Source organism: Acinetobacter sp. Brlt_5 (genome assembly GCF_051949055.1).
Taxonomy (GTDB): Bacteria; Pseudomonadota; Gammaproteobacteria; order Pseudomonadales; family Moraxellaceae; genus Acinetobacter; species Acinetobacter indicus.
In genome coordinates this window covers 1-18187 of the sequence record NZ_JAYJLP010000002.1, presented here as the reverse complement: position 1 = coordinate 18187, position 18187 = coordinate 1, and the positions used below count along the sequence as shown (strand labels likewise).

Annotated in this window: 16 protein-coding genes; 4 read left to right on the top strand and 12 right to left on the bottom strand. The window is 46.4% G+C overall.

The features are described from left to right. Nucleotides 1-31 precede the first annotated feature (31 nt). The 5 genes from gyrA to VF685_RS01995 form a co-directional block, all read right to left on the bottom strand. The gene (gene gyrA / locus VF685_RS02015; protein WP_286384738.1) at nt 32-2995 is read right to left on the bottom strand and encodes a DNA gyrase subunit A; all 2964 of its coding nucleotides are present in this window, start codon (nt 2993-2995) and stop codon (nt 32-34) included. Nucleotides 2996-3326: 331 nt separating this feature from the next. Continuing rightward, entirely contained in the window at nt 3327-3986 is a 660-nt protein-coding gene (locus tag VF685_RS02010; protein ID WP_168383523.1) for a hypothetical protein, read from the bottom strand. Nucleotides 3987-4166: 180 nt separating this feature from the next. Beyond that, entirely contained in the window at nt 4167-5099 is a 933-nt protein-coding gene (locus VF685_RS02005; protein WP_005176532.1) for an FAD-binding protein, read from the bottom strand. Between the two features lie 18 nt (nt 5100-5117). After that, complete coding sequence (locus VF685_RS02000) at nt 5118-5867, bottom strand: electron transfer flavoprotein subunit beta/FixA family protein (protein WP_005176529.1); 750 nt, start codon at nt 5865-5867, stop codon at nt 5118-5120. Nucleotides 5868-6367: 500 nt separating this feature from the next. Continuing rightward, a complete protein-coding gene (locus VF685_RS01995; protein WP_286384740.1) occupies nt 6368-6973 on the bottom strand; it encodes a LysE family translocator in 606 nt (201 codons plus the stop codon). Between the two features lie 113 nt (nt 6974-7086). Here VF685_RS01995 and VF685_RS01990 point away from each other — a divergent pair, with 113 nt between their 5' ends. Beyond that, nucleotides 7087-7581: an Lrp/AsnC family transcriptional regulator gene (locus tag VF685_RS01990; RefSeq protein WP_168406947.1), complete on the top strand. Its 495-nt coding sequence runs from the start codon at nt 7087-7089 to the stop codon at nt 7579-7581. 82 nt (nt 7582-7663) lie between these two features. On the opposite strand, the gene VF685_RS01985 is transcribed toward VF685_RS01990, so the two are convergent. From VF685_RS01985 to VF685_RS01955, 7 genes are all read right to left on the bottom strand, one after another. Then, nucleotides 7664-8035, bottom strand: coding sequence for a hypothetical protein (locus VF685_RS01985; RefSeq protein ID WP_034597425.1), 372 nt, complete (start codon nt 8033-8035; stop codon nt 7664-7666). 214 nt (nt 8036-8249) lie between these two features. Beyond that, on the bottom strand, nt 8250-9176 hold the full coding sequence (locus tag VF685_RS01980; protein WP_286384741.1) for a tyrosine recombinase XerC: 927 nt from the start codon (nt 9174-9176) through the stop codon (nt 8250-8252). Between the two features lie 34 nt (nt 9177-9210). Next, nucleotides 9211-9834: an alpha/beta fold hydrolase gene (locus tag VF685_RS01975; RefSeq protein ID WP_164844958.1), complete on the bottom strand. Its 624-nt coding sequence runs from the start codon at nt 9832-9834 to the stop codon at nt 9211-9213. Nucleotides 9835-9923: 89 nt separating this feature from the next. After that, entirely contained in the window at nt 9924-10769 is an 846-nt protein-coding gene (gene dapF, locus VF685_RS01970; RefSeq protein WP_180083998.1) for a diaminopimelate epimerase, read from the bottom strand. A gap of 13 nt (nt 10770-10782) precedes the next feature. Further along, nucleotides 10783-12027 (bottom strand): diaminopimelate decarboxylase, encoded by a 1245-nt coding sequence (gene lysA, locus VF685_RS01965; protein ID WP_016659989.1) that lies wholly within the window; start codon nt 12025-12027, stop codon nt 10783-10785. Nucleotides 12028-12049: 22 nt separating this feature from the next. Next, the gene (gene lptM / locus VF685_RS01960; protein WP_016659988.1) at nt 12050-12280 is read right to left on the bottom strand and encodes an LPS translocon maturation chaperone LptM; all 231 of its coding nucleotides are present in this window, start codon (nt 12278-12280) and stop codon (nt 12050-12052) included. Between the two features lie 133 nt (nt 12281-12413). Further along, nucleotides 12414-13817, bottom strand: coding sequence for an amino acid permease (locus VF685_RS01955; protein WP_016659987.1), 1404 nt, complete (start codon nt 13815-13817; stop codon nt 12414-12416). Between the two features lie 314 nt (nt 13818-14131). On the opposite strand from VF685_RS01955, the gene VF685_RS01950 reads away from it, so the two are divergent. The 3 genes from VF685_RS01950 to VF685_RS01940 all read left to right on the top strand — a co-directional run bounded on the left by VF685_RS01950 (nt 14132) and on the right by VF685_RS01940 (nt 18121). After that, the gene (locus VF685_RS01950) at nt 14132-15481 is read left to right on the top strand and encodes an alanine/glycine:cation symporter family protein (protein ID WP_034597619.1); all 1350 of its coding nucleotides are present in this window, start codon (nt 14132-14134) and stop codon (nt 15479-15481) included. Nucleotides 15482-15616: 135 nt separating this feature from the next. After that, the gene (gene radA / locus VF685_RS01945; RefSeq protein WP_016659986.1) at nt 15617-17008 is read left to right on the top strand and encodes a DNA repair protein RadA; all 1392 of its coding nucleotides are present in this window, start codon (nt 15617-15619) and stop codon (nt 17006-17008) included. Nucleotides 17009-17128: 120 nt separating this feature from the next. Further along, nucleotides 17129-18121: a Tim44 domain-containing protein gene (locus VF685_RS01940; RefSeq protein WP_180191930.1), complete on the top strand. Its 993-nt coding sequence runs from the start codon at nt 17129-17131 to the stop codon at nt 18119-18121. Nucleotides 18122-18187: the final 66 nt, after the last annotated feature.

Here is an 18187-nt window from a genome sequence, read left to right as displayed (position 1 = left end):
CGCCGAAGCGTCCTTTTCATGAGAAGAAAAATTATTCTTCAGTCGGTTTTTCATCCTGCTCAGCAGCTGCTGCATCGGTCTCTACCGTATCTAAAGCTGTATTTTCATCAGCTAAATCTTCAGAAAATTCATCTTCTTCCACGGCTTCAATCGCTTCTACACCCACCAAGGTTTCATTTTCACCTAAACGGATTAAACGTACACCTTGCGCATTACGACCAGTTTCTGCCACTTCCGAAGCACGGGTACGTACCAGCGTACCGCCATCCGAAATCAGCATCAATTCTTTCGAAGCATCAATGGCCACCGCGCCGACCAGTTCACCGTTACGTTCAGAGGTCTTGATTGCAATTACACCCTTACCGCCACGTTTTTTGGTCGGGAAGTCATCGACCGGAGTACGTTTACCATAACCATTGGCGGATGCACACAGCACTTCACCGGTTTCTGGCACCACGACCAGCGACACAATCCGGCTAACAAAATTGCTATCGGTTGCATCATCTTCGCTATCGGCTGTATCGTCTTCGGCCTCTTCCGCTTGAGCTGCACCAATGGTGACACGCATACCACGCACACCTTTGGCTGAACGGCCCATGGCACGAACATCAGTTTCAGCAAAACGGATTGCCTTACCTTCATTCGAGAACAGCATGATCTGCTGCTCGCCATCGGTAATCGCCACGCCAATCAGGGTGTCTTCTTCGTTCAGTTCAATGGCACGTAAACCGTTAGAACGCACATTGCTGAATTGCTCCAGCTCGACACGTTTAACCGTACCAGACGCTGTTGCCATAAACACATAGAAGTTTTTGCGCAGATTTTCAGCCTGCTCGGCAAATTCTGCAACAATTTCATCATCCAGGTCTGTGGCTGACAGCTCTAGGCCCAGCTGCTTTAACTGAACACGCAAGGCATCCGACAGATCATCACCATCTGCCAGTTCTGCAAATGCGGCTTCAAGTTCGGCATAATAGCTAGCAATTACTTGATTTTGCTGTAATTGTACTGAGTTGGCTTTCACAAAACTACGGAAATCGGCCAGACGCTCTTTGAATTTCTTCGGTGCATCAATTACTGGCAGAATCGCGGTAATGGTTTCATTGGCATCTAATGGCAACAGGTTGACAATTGGACGGCCTTTCGAACCACGTGAAGCTTGTGGCACTTCAAATACTTTCAGGCGATAGACCTTACCGACATCGGTAAAGCACAGTACGGTCGCGTGGTTCGAGGTGACAATCAGATGCTGGATATAATCATCTTCTTTCATGCTTGTGGCAGACTTACCACGACCACCACGGCGCTGAGCCTGATAATCGGACAATGGCTGAGTCTTGGCATAACCGGATTGTGAAACGGTTAACACCACCTGCTCTTCAGGAATTAAATCTTCACGCGAGAAGTCGATGCGGGATTCAACAATTTCAGTGCGACGTGCATCGCCATATTGCTGCAATACCAGCGCCAGCTCTTCACGAATCACCGCCATCAATAAATTAAAGTCATTTAAAATAGCAGTGTATTCAGCGATTTGCGCCAGAATTTCAGAATATTCTGCATGTAACTTGTCTTGTTCCAGACCGGTTAAGCGGTGTAAACGCAGTTCCAGAATCGCACCGACCTGCGCTGGAGAAAGACGATAAACATCTCCATCTAAACCAAATGGACGGCTTAAATCTTCACCTTCAATTTCATCCGGGCGAATAGACACGGAACCGGCTTTTTCCAGCAATGCCACCACACCACCAGCGGCCCATTCGCCAGCCTGTAAACGCTCACGCGCTTCGGCCGGGTTGGCAGAAGTTTTAATGGTTTCGATGATGGCATCAATATTCGCCAAAGCAACGGTCAGACCTTCCAAGATATGACCGCGTTCACGTGCTTTGCGCAGTTCATACATGGTACGGCGAGTCACCACTTCCTGGCGGTGACGGATAAACGCAGCAATGATGTCTTTCAGGTTCATCAGTTTTGGCTGGCCGTTGTCGAGGCAGACCATGTTGATACTGAACGAGTTTTCCAGCTGCGTGTTCAGGAACAGGTTATTGACGATGACTTCGGCGTTCTCACCACGTTTCAAGTCAATCGCAATGCGCATACCGTCTTTATCGGACTCGTCACGTAACTCCGAGATTCCTTCCAGTTTTTTCTCTTTAACCAGTTCAGCAATACGCTCAATGGTTTTGGCTTTGTTAACCTGATACGGAATTTCAGTAAAGACAATGGTGGTACGACCAGATTTCTGGTCTTCTTCAAAATGATATTTACCACGGATATGCAAACGGCCTTTACCGGTACGGTAAGCATCGACAATGCCCGATTTACCGTAAATGATGCCGCCTGTCGGGAAGTCTGGACCACTGATGTGTTCCATCAGGCCTTCAATGCTGATATTCGGATTATCGGCATAGGCCAGGCAGGCATTAATCACTTCGGTAAGGTTATGCGGTGCCATATTGGTCGCCATACCGACGGCAATACCGGCAGAACCATTCACCAGCAGGTTTGGAATACGGGTTGGCAGAACGTCAGGAATACGCTCCGAGCCATCGTAGTTATCGACCCAATCTACGGTATCTTTTTCCAGATCGGCCAGGAGTTCATGGGCCAACTTGGTCATACGTACTTCGGTATAACGCATTGCGGCCGCACTATCGCCATCAATCGAACCGAAGTTACCCTGACCATCCACCAGTTGATAACGCAGACTGAAGTCTTGCGCCATACGAACGATGGTTTCATAGACTGCAAAATCGCCGTGTGGATGGTATTTACCGATCACATCACCCACAACACGGGCAGACTTTTTGTAGGCTTTGTTGTAGTCATTGCCCAATTCGTGCATTGCATAAAGCACACGACGATGAACAGGTTTTAAACCATCTCGTACATCTGGTAATGCCCGTGACACAATCACGCTCATTGCATAATCGAGATATGAATGCTTGAGTTCATCCTCAATGGCAATCGGTCTAATTTCCGATACGCTCATGCATACTCCTTGTTATACAAGCAGATTTCTGCCCGCATTTTATATCGTAAATTTGGCAAAAAATTTAACTCAAAACTTGAGTTAAAAAACGAAAATTTAGCTGGGAATTATAGCATAAATAGTCCTATTTTTGTGTCATCCTGTTCATCTTAATCTTGTTAATTTTCTAATGTTTAATGATTAAATTTTAACTCATTTTCAAAAAACCGAATTTGTAGAACTTGATTCACTTTTTATCAGAATAATCCAGCCCCGGATTTTGCATTTCCCATTAAAAAAAGCACGTCAATCTGCCCCAGATTGACGTGCTTGATCCCAGCAAAGCGATGTTTTAATTGGGCTGGTTGAGTACTTTCCGGTAAGTCATGACCGCAACCACCAGCAAAATAGGCAATAGCATCTCTACGCCTTCTTCAATGGTCATAATAATGACCTCGGTATGCTGCATCAGCTTGATATTAAAGTCTTCATTTAAAGTCGAGCTGGTACGGTCCAACAGCTTGCTCAAACCACCACACAATACCGTCAAGGCAATAAACAGGTAGGCAATATTCGGATTCGACTTAAATTGACGAACAGCCTGCACAAAAATCTTGGCCAGATTGAAAAATACGAAAATAATCGCCAACAGCAAGATAAAACCTAACAGCTTGTCCATAAAGGGAATTTCTGCACTGCGATAAAAATTGGTTTTAATAAAGCTGTCATCGAACAGACGTTTATGAAAATCCATTTCCCTTAAGCCCAACAGCGCAGCGCCCAAAGCAGTAAAAATACGTGTCTTTAACTTCAGCTCCGTATTCAGCACACACAGTACAGCCAGCAAATACCAGAGCCAGGCACTAAAGCTCTCAAACGGTCCCGACTCGCTAAACAGGAATTGAGTCACTTGAACAGGTGCAAATAAGGCGGTATGAACACAGACACCAATATAAATGCCGATCAGCAGAAAACTGATGAATAAGATGTGAGCAGTTTTGGACAGGGACATTACAACGCGGGACAAAAAATGAAAGGCGAATTCTATCACTTTTCATTCAAATGAAACACAAATCTTTTATAAGGCACAGTCATCCTTATTTTCAGGCCTAAAAAACGCCCCTGAACAAAACAGCAAAGTAAAAACTTTTACTGCTTGCGCAAGAGCGTCTTTTTAACCGAAGTTCAGGAATTAGATTTTAGAAACCAATTCTGGAACTACAGTGTTCAAGTCACCTACTAACCAGTAGTCAGCTACTGCATTAATTGGTGCTTCTTCATCTTTGTTGATCGCAACGATCACTTTAGAATCTTTCATACCGGCCAAGTGCTGGATCGCACCTGAGATACCCACAGCGATGTACAGATCAGGGGCAACGATTTTACCTGTTTGACCAACCTGCATATCGTTTGGAACGAAGCCCGCATCAACCGCTGCACGAGATGCACCTTGTGCTGCACCTAGCTTGTCTGCCAGTGGATCAAGTACTTTGTGATAGTTCTCACCTGAACCTACACCACGACCACCTGATACTACAATACGTGCAGCTGTTAATTCAGGACGTTCAGATTTCACGATTTCTTCGTTCACAAACTTAGAAATACCTGCATCGCCTGTAGATGCCGCAGCTTCAACCGCAGCTGAACCACCTTCCGCAGCAACCGCATCAAATGCTGTACCACGTACAGTACCAACAACAATTGCTTCTGAAGATTCAACAGTTGCAATCGCGTTACCGGCATAAATTGGACGCTTGAATGTATTTGGACTATCTACTGCAATAATGTCAGTAATCATGCTGACATCCAGCAATGCTGCAGCGCGAGGTAAAATGTTTTTACCTGTCGTTGTAGATGCTGCAAGGATATGGCTATAGCCTTTACCCAATTCAGCAACCAGTTTTGCGACATTTTCAGCCAGCTGATTTGCATAGGCAGCATCATCAGCCAGTAATACTTTGCTCACGCCCGCAACTTTAGCTGCCTGATCAGCAACTGCTTGCGCGCCAGAACCAGCAACCAATACAGTGATATCACCACCGATTTTTTGAGCTGCAGCCACAACGTTTAACGTTGCACCATTTAGTGCTTTGTTGTCGTGCTCAGCGATAACTAAAATACTCATGATTTATATCCTTCTGTATTAGATCACTTTCGCTTCATTTTTTAATTTTTCAACAAGCTCATCTACAGACTTCACTTGTACGCCCGCTTTACGTTCAGCTGGTGACTCAACTTTTACAGTTTTCAGTTTAGTCCCGGCTGATACACCGTAATCTGCAGGAGACTTGGTATCCAGCGGTTTTTTACGCGCTTTCATAATGTTTGGAAGTGCCGCATAACGTGGCTCATTCAAACGCAAGTCAGTCGTGATGATTGCTGGCAGTGATAATTCAACAGTTTGTAAACCGCCATCGATTTCACGTGTCACTTGTACTTTGTCGCCGTCTACTTTCACTTCAGAAGCGAATGTACCTTGACCTGCGCCCAGTAAAGCACCCAACATCTGACCCACCTGGTTTGAGTCATCATCGATTGCCTGTTTACCTAAAAGGATCAGTTGTGGCTGCTCTTGCTCAACAACACCTTTTAAAATTTTAGCCACTTCAAGTGCGCCAATTTCATCTGCAGTTTCAACTAAAATACCGCGGTCAGCACCAAGCGCCATAGCAGAACGGATTTGTTCCTGCGCTTCTTTAGGACCGATAGAAACAACAACGATTTCTGAAACTGTTCCTTTTTCTTTTAGACGAACCGCTTCTTCCACGGCGATTTCACAGAATGGGTTAATTGACATTTTAACGTTAGTAAGGTCAACCCCACTATTGTCCGGTTTAACGCGAACTTTAACGTTGGCATCAACCACACGTTTTACAGCAACAAGAGCCTTCATGTAATCCTCGGCTGTTTTAGTAAATGTAAAAGATGAGAAAAGTTAAGATAACTCTTCACTTAAATTTTTGTAGGTGTCTTATCTTGCAATGGGTTTGGCATTTCGGTCAAGTCACAATTGCCCAAGAAGCTGTAAAAATGCGTAAAAATAGCTGAACGTTGCGTTCATACTTTTTTCATCCAGCTTAACCCAGCTATATTTCAGCCAGATTAAGCCATATTTTAACCATTGATTTATATTATCTTTTTATCTTATTTATCACATCAGTTGTTCTGATTAACCAGCCAGCACAATAAAATGAATTATTATTCATTTTTTACCATAGCAGACCGAAACCTGGCTATTTTGATGTCATTTAGGATAGCAGTTTGTATCCCCTGCCAGACTTTGGTCTAAGATGACCATCGGTTCATTTCTGTTTTTGTAACAATTCTCTTTTTCACGCTCTCCATATAAAAAAGCATGTCGACCTAGGACATGCTTTTTCTAAATTTCACAGCTTAATTGACCATTAACCAGCTGGCCGCCAGCGCCAGTAAACCGCCAGATGTACCATCAATCCACTTCTGTTTACGTTCATCCAGCTGGGTTTTCTGGGTGATTTTGGCAAAGATCAGACTTAACGCGCAGTACACAATAAAAATTAGCCCAATAAAAATGCAGGACAATAACAAGCCTTGAGTAACGGTATTTCCAGTTTTATCAATAAACTGCGGCAAAATCGCAAAGTAAATCAGCATGCCTTTCGGATTCAACAGTGCCGTAAAAAATCCTTTGCGCACCGGATGACTGCTGCTGCGACTTTCAATCGCCAGCTTTTTCTTGCTCAATACCGACTTGAATAAACCCACCGCCAAATACAGCAAATATGCGATACCTAACCAGCGAATCGCTTCAAATAATAGCGGAAAGGACACAATAATCGCGGCAATTCCCAACGCCACCAGAATCGAATGCACTAGATAACCACAACATACACCGACTGTGGCCATCATGCCTGCTTTTGCATCTTTACCCATCACTTGCGACAAAATGAATAATATATCCGGCCCCGGCGTAAAAATCAGCGGCAACACAGTCAATGCAAAAAGTACCCATACAGACATTTCCTTTTACCCGTCTTACTTGAGAAAGTGAAAATTAGTATCTGCGAAACGCTATAAAATAGGATTTCAAATATTCTATAATCTAAATAATTTTTCAAATTATCTTCTAATTTATGAAGCAATATCCAAAGTCTGTTCGAATAAATCTGGATCGCATCGACAAAAATATCATTCGAGCTTTACAGAACAATGGCCGCATTCAGAATAACGATTTGGCCCGTGAAATTGGCCTGTCGCCGTCCTCCTGCTTAAGACGGGTGAAAATTTTAGAAGAAGCCAGAGTAATCCAGAATTACACTACGGTGGTGGACCCGCATAAGATTGGGTTTCAACTGATTTTATTTTCCCGGATCTGGCTGGTCGGGCAGGATGCCGAAACTATTGATACCTTCATTGAGGCGATGAAAGAATTACCGCAGGTGATGGAGTGCTATATTATTTTGGGGGAATGCGATGCGATGCTGAAAGTGGTGGTGCCCGATTTAGAAAGTTATCGTAAATTTCAGTCCACCCATTTAACCAAAAAAAATGGCATCACCAGTGTCAAAACCGATTTGCCAAGTCAAATTATTAAACAGAGTTTTCAGCTGCCGCTGGAAGATTTATAAGCCTAGTTGGCGATTTTGAAGATTGTTAAGTTGCAGCACGCAAGATAACCTTCTCTTGCTATGCTGCACGCAGTACTTATATTTAAGCCTGCTGACCATCCAAAAAGTCGCGGTGCACGTGGCTTAAATCAATCAGGTCATATTCAGCCAGATTAAACACTTTCCAGACCTGCATAAAATCTTCAGTTGCATCGACGGTTTGGGTCAATTGCTGGCTTTCCTGCCACTGACGATCGGAAATCCATAAATAGCCTTGACCTGTTTCCGTATGAACCGCCTGCACCTTACCTTGTGCGTTAATGCCTTGAATCACGGCCTGTTCAGGTAAAATGGCCTGCATAGCTGGCAGGTTAATTTCCACAAAGTGTTTCACCTGTCTTAAACCATAACCGGCAAAAATTTCTTTTTGCGCCGGACTCAGCTGTTCATATTTTTGTTGAATATCCGAAATCATATCTATGCCTTTACATTTTTCCCAAATCATCAATCAGGTTGGGTCCTTGGAATTTTTGTGCTCGTTCTGAATATTACTCGAGTCAAAAATTAACCCTCTTTATACGCCATCTCCACCTTTATTTTTATTCTACAATGGTGGCACATGCTCATGCCTGACACCTCTATTCTAGTCTTTCACCCGTGAATTGAAAGTCCTTTTCACCTACCTCAATTCAGCCCTGCTCTTTGCGCTGCGCCCTTGGATGAGCCTGATCATAAACCTGCGCCAAATGATCAAAATCGACATGAGTATAAATTTGCGTGGTGGTCAAATTACTGTGCCCCAACATCTCCTGCACCGCACGCAAATCACGGCTATTGGATAACATGTGGCTGGCAAAACAATGTCGCAATAAGTGCGGATGCAAATCGACATTGACACCAGCACGCTGGGCCTGCAACTTGACCCGGTTTTCAATTTGCCGCGCACCGAGTGGCTGACCTTTTTCCGTAATAAACAGCTGCGTATCCGGGACAAAATCACCCTGCCACAGCGGATAAATCTGTAGCCAGCGCATCACACTGTCTTTGGCTTTAGAACCAAACGGTACCACCCGGGTTTTATTGCCCTTACCGGTAATCCGCAATAACTGCCGGTTAAAATCCAGATCTTTAATTCTTAAGCCCTGTACTTCCGCCAGGCGCAATCCACTGGAATACAGCAGCTCTAAAATCGCTTTATCACGGACCCAGAGCTGTTTTTGCCGCTCTGACTCCGGCTCTGGCTGATCTAAAATCTGCTGTACCGTTTCAATATCGACCATGCCCGGCAAAGGACGTGGCTGACGTTTTAACTGAAAATCATCAGCCGGATTAAACGCCAAATACCCCCCCTGTTCAGCCCATTTCATAAACTGGCGAATAGAAGACAACATGCGCTGCAAACTGCTGGAACTCAGCTGCTGCGCTTCGACCTTATACGCCAGAAACTCACGTAAGTCAGCGGTTTCCACATCGGCCAGCGGCATGTTTTTCTGCTGACAAAAATGAAGGAAATCACCAACATCACGTGCATAAGCATGCAAAGTATGTGCCGACTGATGCTGGATTTCGCGTTGTTTCAGCCACATCTCCAGTAACTGTTCAGCACTTAACTTCATCACACCATCCTATGTTCTGGTAAAAAATTGTCTTTTAAAAAGTAGCTTTGCAAAAATAGTCGTGTAAAAAACGGTTGATCTCCCCGGCGACACGTTCAGCCTGCGAGGATGCAAACCAGTGATCAGCATCGGGCATAATCACCAATCGGGCATTCGGCAACTGCCGGGCCAGAAACTCACCAACGGCAACCGGACTCAATTCATCCTGATCGGCCCAAAGCAATAACACCGGCAGATCAATACTGGCCAATTGTTCCGGATGATAATAGGTCTGATCTTCCACAAACCACTGCGGCAGCTTGGCCCATTGCAGGGGTTCAATCTCACGCCAGTCTTTGGCCTGAAACGGAGTTAAATCCAGTCCGCCCGAAGTAGCCATTAACACCAAGGCCCGAAGTCTATTCGGCTGCTGCAATGCAGCGGCTATGGCCAACACTCCGCCCATCGACTGGGCAATCAGAATGCTGTCCTCTTCAATCTGACTGATAACCCGCGTTTTCAGATCGGCCAGACTCTGAATGCTGGCATCGGCTTCTACCCCATCAAAACCGGGATAAGCAATTACGGTTTTCCGGGCCGATGCTGGCAACCGGGCCATTAACGGCTGCCAGAATTGCTGACTACCTGAGGCACCCGGCAGAAAAACAAGTTTATGCATCATCATGGCTCTGCAGGCAAAACTCAAATCATCCTAACATAAAAAAGCACCGTGAATAGAACGGTGCTTTTGTATAGGAAATGGTCAGATTAGCCCTGGAAATAACGTAAATCCAGACGGCCTTCATAGACATTGGTAGTTGGACCGGTCATCCAGACCACATCACCTTCTTTCCATTCGATCTGTAACTTGCCACCCGCCAGTTCAATTTCAACTTTGCTGGCCAGTAAGCCACGGCGCATGCCTGAAACTGCTGCTGCACACGCGCCCGTACCGCAGGCCAGCGTTTCACCGACACCACGTTCAAACACACGTAAACGGGCATGCTGTTCATCCAGAATTTGCATAAAACCGGCGTTCACGCGCTGCGGGAAACGCTCATGCGATTCAATTTGTGGACCTAAACGTGCGACATCAGCCGTCAGAATATCCTGCACAATGGTCACAGCATGTGGATTACCCATATTGACCACATCAATGCTCAGCTTCTCTTCATTGGCCAGCATCAGGTCATATAAGTTATCCGGTTCATCGGCAATAAACGGAATTTCTTGCGGCAGGAATTTCGGCTGCCCCATATTTACCCGCACCCAGCCATTTTGACCCAGTTCCGGCTCAACAATCCCGGCTTTGGTTTGCACCTTGATTTTGGTTTTGCTGGTCAGCTGGCGCTCATGCACAAAACGCGCAAAACAGCGTACGCCATTACCACACTGCTCGACTTCTGAGCCATCGGCATTAAAAATACGGTATTTAAAATCGGCATTCGGAACATCAGGTGGCTCAACCACCAGCAACTGGTCAAACCCGACACCAAAGTGACGGTCGGCCAGACGCTGAATGGTCAGACTATCGAAATAGGCGCGCTGGCTGATTAAATCAACCACCATAAAGTCATTGCCCAGACCATGCATCTTGGTAAATTCTAAAAACATCCTGATTTACTCCTTAAGGCAATAAACGCTCACGTTCCCAGAGTGATTCAATGGTTTCACGTTCACGAATCAGATGTGCCTGATCACCATCGACCATCACTTCTGCAGCACGGCCACGGCTGTTGTAGTTGGAGCTCATCACAAAACCATAAGCGCCGGCACCCAGCACTGCCAGTACATCGTTTTCCTGAATGGCAAGATCACGCTCTTTACCAAGGAAATCACCTGTTTCACAGATGGCACCGACCACATCCCACTGTTGGGTTTCGACATCGGTACGTGGCGTCACCGGCTGAATGTCCATCCACGCTTCATATAAAGCAGGACGAATCAGGTCATTCATTGCCGCATCAATAATTGCGAAATTACGGTGATTGGTCGGTTTGAGTAAATCGACTTTGGTCAGCAGCACACCGGCATTGGCGGAAATACTCCGGCCCGGTTCCATATACACTTTCAGGCCCAGTTTTTCTAAAGCCGGGCGCAGTGCATTGGCATATTCTTCAACCGATGGCGGAGTTTCATCTTTATAGGTCACGCCCAAGCCACCACCAATATCAATGTGTTTGAGTGTGATGCCCATCTGTTTCAGCTGCTCGATCATCAGCATGACCCGATCCAGCGCATCAACAAAAGGCTGGGTTTCGGTCAGTTGTGAACCGATATGACAGTCAATCCCGACAATGTCCAGATTAGGTAACGATGCTGCATATTGATAGGTATCAAATACACTATCTGATGGAATACCGAATTTGTTTTCTTTTAAACCGGTTGAAATATAAGGATGGGTTTTGGCATCGACATCCGGATTCACACGTAAAGAAATTGGCGCTTTAACCTTCAGTTCAGCCGCCACTTTCTGAATCCGATCCAGCTCTGCATAGGATTCAACGTTAAAGCAGGCAATGCCCACTTCCAGTGCTTTTTTAATGTCAGCTTCGGTTTTGCCTAAACCTGAGAATACAATTTTCGAAGCATCGCCACCGGCTTTCAACACGCGCGCCAGCTCGCCGCCGGTCACGATATCAAAACCCGCACCGAGCTTGGCCAATACATTCAGCACCGCAATATTGGAGTTTGACTTGACCGCAAAACAGATTTGATGGTCGATAAAGCCAAAAGCACGATCCATATCTAAATAATGCTTTTCAAAGGTTGCTTTTGAATAAACATAAAGTGGTGTGCCAAATTGCTGCGCCAGCTGTTGTAAAGAACATTGTTCGGCGTGCAAAACCCCATTGATGCGGGTGAAACTCATGAATGTATCCTTTCTATGAACGTTAAGGTGTCGTCGTGGAATTCGAAGCTACAGGTGCAGCAAACTGTTGCTGTACCGGTGCAGGTGTCGGCTCTTCAGGATGTTGCTCTGAATCGACATTGGGATATAACAGATATTTGGCACGTTTGTCGTAATTTGGATCACTCGGCAACTGTAAAGCTCCCGATTGACCACAACCGACCAGTACAAAACTGGCTGTCAATAAACTGATGCAGCAAATGACAGAACGCATCTGACCACCTATTTAAAATTTTCCATGAAGTATAACGCGATCACTGCTGTGACCAAAGTGTTAAACGCTAGAGATTAGCCTGTGCTATAAAAAAACGCCAGTTGGACACTGACGTTTTTTGTTGTGCAATGGCTTATTTCTGTTTTGGCTTATAGAAACCGAAATAGCCAATCAGCAGAATCACAAACCAGATCGGACTGATCATTAAGGCTTGCAAGGTATCTGACTCCAGAGACAGCACATAGATCATACTAATAAAGAAGATGATCACCATCCAGCAGGTGAACAGGCCACCCGGCAATTTAAAAGTCGACTGGGCATGCAGTTCCGGACGGGTTTTGTAATAGACAATATAGCTCCAGATAATAATCAGCCAGACGCAAATAAACAGAATGGTCGAAAGCGTGGTCGCCAACGTAAAGGCTTTCACGGTATCGGGTACAAAGTATTGTAACGCCGCACCCAACAGCAGACACACCGCCGAGAAATACAACGCATTGGCTGGTACTGCACGTTTATTTAAACGGCCAAAAGCTTTAGGACCCTGCTGCTCACGTGACAGACCAAACAGCATCCGGCTGGTCGAGAATACGCCACTGTTCATCGACGACATCACCGAAGACAGCACCACCAGGTTCATGATAATCGCCGCGGCCGCAATACCCGCCTGACTGAACAGGTTGACAAACGGCGAGATATTCGGATCAATCTGGTTCCATGGCGTTACCGACATCACAATTAATAAGGCCAATACATAGAAAATGATGATACGTACCGGAATCGAGTTCACCGCTTTCGGCAGGTTTTTCTCCGGATCTTTGGTTTCAGCCGCTGTGGTACCGACCAGTTCTACCCCAACAAAGGCGAAAATCGCAATCTGGAAACCGGCCAAGAAGCCCATAGTACCTGTCGGGAACAAGCCGCCATGACTCCAGATATGCGTAAAGGATGCGACTGCGCCGGCATCTGAGGTAAAGCCGGTAAAAATCATCCATAAACCGACTGCAATCAGCACAATAATGGCAATAATTTTAATCAGTGCAAACCAGAACTCCATTTCACCAAACAGCTTCACGGTCACCAGGTTCAAGCCCATAATGAAGACAATAGCTGCAATACTGATCATCACCCCTTCTTCAGGCGTAAACGGCATCCCGCCATTAAAGAATTGCAGGTAATAAATAATCGCCGACAGGTCTGCAATGCCGATGGTGATCCAGCACAGCCAGTAGGTCCAGCCGACGAAATAGCCGGCCCACGGGCCAATCAGGTCGGTGCTGAAATCAATAAAGGATTTATATTGCAGATTGGACAGCAACAGTTCGCCCAACGCCCGCATCACGCAGAACACCATAAAACCAATAATCATATAAATAATCAGGATCGATGGCCCGGCCAGGCTGATGGTTTTGCCTGAGCCCATGAACAATCCTGTTCCAATCGCGCCACCAATGGCAATCAGCTGTAAATGCCGGTTAGATAAGCTTCGCTGCAGATCGCCTTTTTCTTGTGACGAATTTGTATTTTGATACGACATTATTGAATTCAACTTCAGTGTTAACCACGACAAACTAACGTAAAAGAAATCAGAAAACAAAAAGAAATGCCGCTTCATCTATATTTTCTGCGGAATAATTAAATTTAATTTATTTTTCTTATAACAAAAAGTTATCAATTTATCCAAAGGGAGGATTGACAAGGTTTATATCAATTTTCTTGTCAAAACATAAATTCTGTGTAACAAATAAAAATGCAGCACGCAACTATATCTCTTGCTCAGGATGAGCATGGCATATCAATTGCTTATATAGAAAACAAAATATCTATTTTGAGACATAAGAAGAAACAATGATGCAAGATTTACAAACACTCATGGAAACCCTTAGTGGCTGGGTCTGGGGCCCATATATGCTGGTGCTGATTGTCGGTACCGGGATATTCCTGACCTTCCGCCTGCTGTTCTGGCAATTCCGGATGCTGCCGTTGGCCTTTAAACAGGTTTTTGGCAAACACCCGGACAAACATTCCGGCGATATTTCCCAATTCGCCTCCCTCATGACCGCACTTTCTGCCACCATTGGTACCGGTAATATTGCCGGTGTGGCCACAGCCTGCGTACTCGGTGGTCCGGGCGCCGTATTCTGGATGTGGATGACTGCCCTGTTCGGGATGGCGACCAAATATGGTGAAGGTGTTTTGGCGGTCAAATACCGGGTAAAAAACGAGAAAGGTGAAATGTCCGGTGGTCCAATGTATTACATTGAACGTGGCCTGAAATGGAAATGGCTGGCGCTGATTTTCGCCTTTTTCGGTGCAGTGGCCTCCTTCGGGATTGGTAGCTCGGTGCAATCCAACACGGTAGCACTGGCCGTTGAAAATGGCTTTGGCCTGGAAACCTGGATTACCGGCATCATCATTACCGTATTTTCAGCCCTGGTAATTCTGGGCGGGATTAAATCCATCGCCAAAGCCTCTTCGGTTATTGTGCCGATTATGGCGGTTGGTTATATGGCCGGTGGTTTGGTCATCATCCTGAATAACCTTGAACTGGTGGTGCCAGCACTCAAAATGATTGTCACCTATGCCTTTACCGGTGAAGCTGCCGCAGGTGGTGCGATTGGTGCCGCGATCCGTTATGGTGTTGCGCGCGGGGTCTTCTCCAATGAAGCCGGTATGGGTTCTGCGCCAATTGCTGCCGCTGCGGCCAAAACCGACCATCCGGCACGTCAGGGTCTGGTTTCAATGACTGGTACCTTTATTGACACCATTATTGTCTGTTCAATTACCGGTATTGTGCTGGTCATGGGCTTTATTATGGCCGGCCAGTCTTTTGGTGATCAGAACGGTGCAGTACTGACCATTAGCGTATTCGACAAACTGCTGCCGGGAATCGGGGGCTGGGTGGTGACTTTCGGGGTGATCTTCTTTGCCTATTCGACTATTTTAGGCTGGAGCTATTACGGTGAAAAATGTGCGACCTATCTGCTTGGTGAGAAATTTGTACTGCCGTATCGCCTGATTTACATTGCGTCGGTGTTTATTGGCTGTGTCGCAACTCTAGATCTGGTCTGGCTGTTTGCCGATACCTTTAATGGTTTAATGGCAGTACCGAACTTGATTGCCTTATTGCTGCTGTCGGGTGTAATTGCCAAAGAATCGAAAGATTTTATTGCACGACGCAAATCCGGCGAACTTTACTAAAGCGTTTAGACAAAACTACAAGATTAACCACCTGCGGGTGGTTTTTCTTTGCCGCTGTATCAACAATTTGAAAATCAGCATTTCCTCTGTATGCTGTGGGGCAAGATTTAAAAAACACATTCCAGACGTTTATTTATGGCAAAAGCAAAAAGTGTCTATCGCTGTGAACAATGCGGCGCAGATCATCCCAAATGGGCCGGTCAATGTTCAGACTGTGGTGAATGGAACTGTTTAACCGAAGTCAGTATTGCCCCTGCGGTGACCCATCGTGCCCAGCCACGCATGGGCGGCGGCTATGCCGGTCAGGCTTCAACTGTAACAACTTTAAACCAGATTTCAGTCTCTACCGAAACCCGCCTTGCCACCGGTATTGGCGAATTTGACCGGGTACTTGGTGGTGGTCTGGTCACTGGTTCAGTGGTGCTGATTGGTGGTGATCCCGGGATTGGGAAATCGACCATTTTGCTGCAAACCGCGACCCATATGGCCGCCAGCAACAGCGCAGCCTTATATGTCACCGGTGAAGAATCCTTATCGCAGGTGGCCTTACGCGCGCAGCGACTGGATTTACCGACCGATCAGCTCAAAGTGATGGCTGAAACCTGTGTGGAACGGATTTGTGAGGTGCTGGCCCAGCAACGTCCTGCGGTAGCAATTCTGGACTCTATCCAGACCTTATATACTGAAACCTTACAATCTGCACCGGGTGGCGTATCGCAAATCCGTGAATCGGCGGCGCTCCTGACCCGTTTTGCCAAAAATAGTGGCACAGCATTGTTTATTGTCGGTCATGTGACCAAAGAAGGTGCATTGGCCGGGCCACGTGTGCTGGAACATATGGTGGACTGTGTGCTGTATTTTGAAGGTCAGTCCGATTCCCGCTACCGGATGATTCGTGCGGTCAAAAACCGTTTTGGCGCGGTCAATGAACTGGGCGTGTTTGGCATGACCGATAAAGGCTTGCGTGAAGTGGCCAATCCGTCAGCGATTTTCCTGAGCCGTTATGATGAAGCCATTCCCGGCTCAATTGTGATGATTAGCCGCGAAGGTACACGACCGCTGTTGGTGGAAGTACAGGCACTGGTCGATGATGCACATGGTCAGCCGCGCCGGGTTGCACTCGGCTTAGAACAAAACCGGCTGAATATGCTGCTGGCGGTGATGCATCGTCATGGTGGTGTGCAGACGTCCGGTCAGGATGTCTATGTCAATATTGTCGGCGGGCTGAAAATTACCGAAACCGGCTCCGATCTGGCGGTGCTGCTGGCCTGTGCTTCGAGTATTCGCGGCAAAGCCCTGCCCCAGCAACTGGCGGTGTTTGGTGAAGTCGGTTTATCCGGTGAAATCCGTCCGGTGCCGAATGGTCAGGAACGTCTAAAAGAAGCGATTAAACATGGCTTTAAATATATTATTTTGCCACGTGCCAATGCACCGCAAAAAGCGATTCCAGGGGTGCAGGTGATTGCGGTGGCCCGTTTGCATGAAGCCCTGAGCGAGGCCATGAGTTTAAGTGAAGAACTGCACTAGAGCCTTTGCCCTATTTTTTGAGCTTTTCATGTGAAAAAAGCTGAATTCTGTATTGAAATTCGGGACAAATGCCTGCATAAATACAGGGCGATAAATTTCTTTTTTAAATAGGAAAAATTGATGGAAGTTCGACAGCGTGGTTTGATGGCTGGTATTTTAACAGCTGCCCTCTTGGTTGCCCCTTTAGCAGCCGAAGCAAAACGTGCCGGTGGTGGTAAAAGCCATGGCATGAGCCGTTCAGCAACACCAACTCAATCTTACCAACAGCCTCGTCAAGCTACTCCTGCACAACAGCCTGCTACTGCGCCTGCGCAGCAAAAATCTGGTCCGGGTGTCGGTGGTATGGTCGCTGCGGGTGTTGCAGGTGCTGCGATTGGTGCAGTGGCTGCCAATGCCTTAGCAGATGATCAGCCAGCCAGCCAGGCACAGGCTCAACAGGAGGAAGAAGGAGGAATTCCAGGCTGGATCTGGATTCTCCTCGCTGCAGCAGTCGCCTTCTTCATTTTCCGCAAGATGGGCGCAAAAAAAAAATTAGCAGCCAATAACCCGTATGCGCCAAATAACGGTGCCAACAACGCACCGTTTGGTCAATCTGCTGCTGCACCACGTGCCGGTGGCGATAACACCAATATCTTTGGTCAGAACGTAGGTGGTTCAACCCCAACCAACAATGCGCCATTTGGTGCAGCACCGGTCAATAATGCTGCCTTTGGTACCGCGTACACCAACAGTGGTAACCAGTTACCAGATGGTACGGAGCCAGCAGCCTTTCTGCGTGTTGCACGTCAGCGTTTTAACCATATTCAGTCTATGAATACGGCCAGCAATATTGCTGAAATTCAGCGTTATTTAACCCCTGATCTGTACCAGTCGATGTATCAGGACATCATGGCCAATCAGGATCAGGATGTGGCTGAGTTTTCTAACCTAAATGCGATGGTGGTCGATTCTGCTACTGAAAATGGTCAGTATGTGGTGAGTGTGCGCTTTACCGGTACGGTGAGTGAAGATTTAAACAGCTTGCCACAGCCATTCACTGAAATCTGGCATTTTGTTAAGCCAGCAGGCTCTAGCCAGGACTGGTTGGTTGCGGGTATCCAGCAAGAACACTAATTAAACCTAAGATCAAAAACGGCGGCTTCGGCCGCTGTTTTTGTTTTTGCACCGCCTGCGGAATGT

Coding starts and splice junctions, on each gene's coding strand:
- VF685_RS02010 (WP_168383523.1), bottom strand. CDS start 3,986: ATGTCCCTGTCCAAAACTGCTCACATCTTATTCATCAGTTTTCTGCTG.
- VF685_RS01995 (WP_286384740.1), bottom strand. CDS start 6,973: ATGTCTGTATGGGTACTTTTTGCATTGACTGTGTTGCCGCTGATTTTT.
- VF685_RS01980 (WP_286384741.1), bottom strand. CDS start 9,176: ATGAAGTTAAGTGCTGAACAGTTACTGGAGATGTGGCTGAAACAACGC.
- VF685_RS02005 (WP_005176532.1), bottom strand. CDS start 5,099: ATGAGTATTTTAGTTATCGCTGAGCACGACAACAAAGCACTAAATGGT.
- radA (WP_016659986.1), top strand. CDS start 15,617: ATGGCAAAAGCAAAAAGTGTCTATCGCTGTGAACAATGCGGCGCAGAT.
- VF685_RS01940 (WP_180191930.1), top strand. CDS start 17,129: ATGGAAGTTCGACAGCGTGGTTTGATGGCTGGTATTTTAACAGCTGCC.
- VF685_RS02000 (WP_005176529.1), bottom strand. CDS start 5,867: ATGAAGGCTCTTGTTGCTGTAAAACGTGTGGTTGATGCCAACGTTAAA.
- VF685_RS01955 (WP_016659987.1), bottom strand. CDS start 13,817: ATGTCGTATCAAAATACAAATTCGTCACAAGAAAAAGGCGATCTGCAG.
- lysA (WP_016659989.1), bottom strand. CDS start 12,027: ATGAGTTTCACCCGCATCAATGGGGTTTTGCACGCCGAACAATGTTCT.
- VF685_RS01985 (WP_034597425.1), bottom strand. CDS start 8,035: ATGATTTCGGATATTCAACAAAAATATGAACAGCTGAGTCCGGCGCAA.
- VF685_RS01990 (WP_168406947.1), top strand. CDS start 7,087: ATGAAGCAATATCCAAAGTCTGTTCGAATAAATCTGGATCGCATCGAC.
- gyrA (WP_286384738.1), bottom strand. CDS start 2,995: ATGAGCGTATCGGAAATTAGACCGATTGCCATTGAGGATGAACTCAAG.
- VF685_RS01950 (WP_034597619.1), top strand. CDS start 14,132: ATGCAAGATTTACAAACACTCATGGAAACCCTTAGTGGCTGGGTCTGG.
- dapF (WP_180083998.1), bottom strand. CDS start 10,769: ATGTTTTTAGAATTTACCAAGATGCATGGTCTGGGCAATGACTTTATG.
- VF685_RS01975 (WP_164844958.1), bottom strand. CDS start 9,834: ATGCATAAACTTGTTTTTCTGCCGGGTGCCTCAGGTAGTCAGCAATTC.
- lptM (WP_016659988.1), bottom strand. CDS start 12,280: ATGCGTTCTGTCATTTGCTGCATCAGTTTATTGACAGCCAGTTTTGTA.